Genomic DNA, 2,879 nt, shown 5'->3' with positions numbered 1-2,879 from the left:
GTGGTCAAACGAAAGATGTCGGTCTACCACGTCAAACATCCCTATCACCGGAATGCGTCCTGCATCGGCCGCCGTCCTGTCGTCCTCTCGGGCGACTCCACCCCGTCGCCCTAAGTACACGGTATTGAGGTTAGATCCGAGAGTAGATCTGGGAGTCCGGCAACCGGAAATCCGAATGCGGAACCCGCGCGAAGGCGCCAGTCGGCATCGTTCTTGATCGCTCACCGGCGCCGCGCGTCGCCAAGCCTCACGGTACGGGATTCTCTCGGCCACCCCACGCATGGAGGTGGAACAGGCCGAAGATCGATGCCAGTCGACGTTTGATGGTCGTGGCTGCCAGGCCCGATTCGCCATCGCTCAACCGGACGACATTTTCTTGCGTGGAAGTCGTTGCGCTTGAATGAAAGCCAGTACATCGCTGACACTCACCCGCGTCGGTTCGATCGAAGGCGATCGGGGGCACGGACGACGCGAACGCCGCGGTCGGGCTTTTCAAGGCCCATCAAGCGTATGCGCTGGCGATGAAAGAAGTGCTGAGACGTGTCCTGGACGCTTACAACGTCCAGGAGTCTGCAAACATGGACAACCTCGAGGGAATAGGACTCTACAAGTGAACTCGATCTTGCGGCGGATCAGTGTGGCACTTGCATTCATTCCCGTCTGCGCGACCGCCGCGTGCAGTGAACCCGATGCGGGACTACCAACCGGAATGGACGCTCCAGAAGTCACCGAGGTTACCTACCACCCTTGTGACGGGCTTCCCGCAAACGCGATACGCAAGGCAAAACTCGACATCAGGCCTCCCGAAGTTGATGACCTCGACAATCCGAAATCACTCGGCTGTGGATATCTTTCTCATGAACCCAGATACGGAATCACCATCTCTGCCAAGGAGAGAACGCTCCAGACCCTCGAGACCCAGCCCGACCGATTCATCACCCTCGACGAAACCGAAATAGCAGGGCGCCGTATACTCATCCAGGACTTCCCCGACACCCGTTCATGCCTCGTCTCCGTCGAAATCACACCCGGCGTCCTCGACTTCCAAGTCGGCTACGGATCCAACGAAACGTTCACCACACCCGCAGCCGCCTGCGACCAAGCCATGAAAGTCGTCAACACACTCGCCCCATACTTCCCCGACCACCTCTGACTCCTACGCCGACCGGCGGTTCTACGCCACTCCTCGAGCCGTCGCACTCGACCATGCGGCTACCCTGGTGCGAACCGTGCAAATCGGACAGTCGTCCGACATGGTGCGCCCACGAAGTCCACTGGAAGGTTCGATTCATGGCCATCGACTACACCCGTCGCCCGTCCACCCCCGCCGCACCGCAGGGTGGGGTCAACCTCAGCAAGGTGACATTGTCGAAGGCTGCGCCGTCTGTCAGCCTGACCAAGTCCGGTGAACGGCAGGGTGCGATGCGGGTCAACCTCAACTGGTCGACCGGGGTGACACCGCAGCCGAAGAAGTCGGGTTTCTTCGCCAAACTCGCGGCTGCCGCCACCGGGAGCGGTGGTATCGACCTCGACCTCGGTTGCCTCTACGAACTGGCAGACGGATCGAAGGGCGTGATCCAAGCACTCGGCAACAGCTTCGGCTCCTTGGACACCGCCCCGTTCATCAAGCTCGACGCCGACGACCGCACCGGCACCGTGACCGGTGGCGAGAACATGCACATCGGTCTCGACCGGCCCGAGATGTTCAAACGAATCCTCATCTTCGCGATGATCTACGACGGAGCACCGAACTGGGCGGCGGTCGACGGCGTGGTCACCCTCTTCCCCACCACCGGCCCGGAGGTGGAGGTCCGTCTGGACTCGGCGAACAGCTCCGCCCGCATTTGCGCGATCGCGATGCTGCAGAACACCGGGCAGGGCATCACCGTCACCCGCGAAGTGAAATACATCGAAGGCAGCCAGGCAGACCTCGACAAGGCCTACGGCTGGGGCATGAAGTGGGCAGCGGGACGTAAGTAGCCGCTGCCGGCAGGCCGGGGTCGGCGTTAGCCTGGAAACATGGATCCGCCGACCACTCGGTATGTCGACCGTGATGGCCACGCACTTGCCTATCAGGTCGTCGGCGACAGAGGCGTGGACATCGTCTGGTACCTCGATGCCGGTCTGCATTTGGACCTGATGTGGACCGACCCGCACATTCATTACCTGTTCGAGCGAACCACAACTTTCTCCAGGTCGGTATGTTTTCAGCGCCGCGGCTTCGGCTTGTCCGATCGCGTCGACCACGTTCCCACCATCGAGGAACAGGCCGACGACGTCCTCGCCGTCATGGACGCAGTCGGGATGGAGAAAGCCATCCTGGTCGGGATCGGTACCGCATGTGGCCCTCTCGCACTGCTCGCCGCCCGCACGCCTGACCGGGTGACCGGGGTCTTCTTCCACCAGCCTTTCGCCGAGAGTCTGCTGCAAACGGACCCGGTTCCTCACGGATTGACCCCCGAAACCGGCGTCACACTAGTCGAAGGTTGGCTCGACGCGGCGCGCAACTGGGGCACCGGCCAGACCCTCTCCATGTGGGACCCCGCCGCGGACACGACCTTCAACCGCCGCCTGATGGCCATGATGGAACGGTGTTCGTGCACCCCCGCCGAAGCGCGGGCACATTTCGACTGGTTCCTACGACTCGACTACTCGCAGACACTGCCGTTGGTCCAGTGCCCGCTGGTGGCCGTCCTGGTGGCAGACAGTCCCATGCCCGAAGGAGTCGTCCGCTACGTGGCCGAGCAGGCGCCACGGGGCGCCTTCGTCCAATTGCCGCCGTCGCCACCCGGCGCCGCACTCGGCGAGGCCTGGCGTGCGGTTATCGACGCCGTCGAGGAACTCGCCACCGGATCACACCACCCCGCCGACGCCGATCG

Annotated in this window: 3 protein-coding genes; all 3 read left to right on the top strand. The window is 62.6% G+C overall.

Features of this window, described 5'->3' with window-relative positions; all coding sequences use genetic code 11:
- The first annotated feature begins 637 nt into the window (after positions 1-637).
- Positions 638-1,153 carry a DUF3558 family protein gene (locus WAW17_RS14270; RefSeq protein ID WP_422333610.1) on the top strand — a complete coding sequence of 172 codons (516 nt, stop codon included), beginning with the start codon at positions 638-640 and terminating at the stop codon, positions 1,151-1,153.
- A gap of 137 nt (positions 1,154-1,290) precedes the next feature.
- Entirely contained in the window at positions 1,291-1,980 is a 690-nt protein-coding gene (locus tag WAW17_RS14265) for a TerD family protein (protein ID WP_422333609.1), read from the top strand.
- A gap of 39 nt (positions 1,981-2,019) precedes the next feature.
- Positions 2,020-2,879: alpha/beta fold hydrolase (locus WAW17_RS14260; RefSeq protein ID WP_422333608.1), on the top strand; the 860-nt coding region annotated here is incomplete at its 3' end.

Origin of the sequence: Rhodococcus sp. (in: high G+C Gram-positive bacteria) (assembly GCF_049286785.1) — a bacterium.
Taxonomy (GTDB): domain Bacteria; phylum Actinomycetota; class Actinomycetes; order Mycobacteriales; family Mycobacteriaceae; genus Rhodococcus_F.
This window is presented reverse-complemented; position numbering and strand designations above follow the sequence as displayed.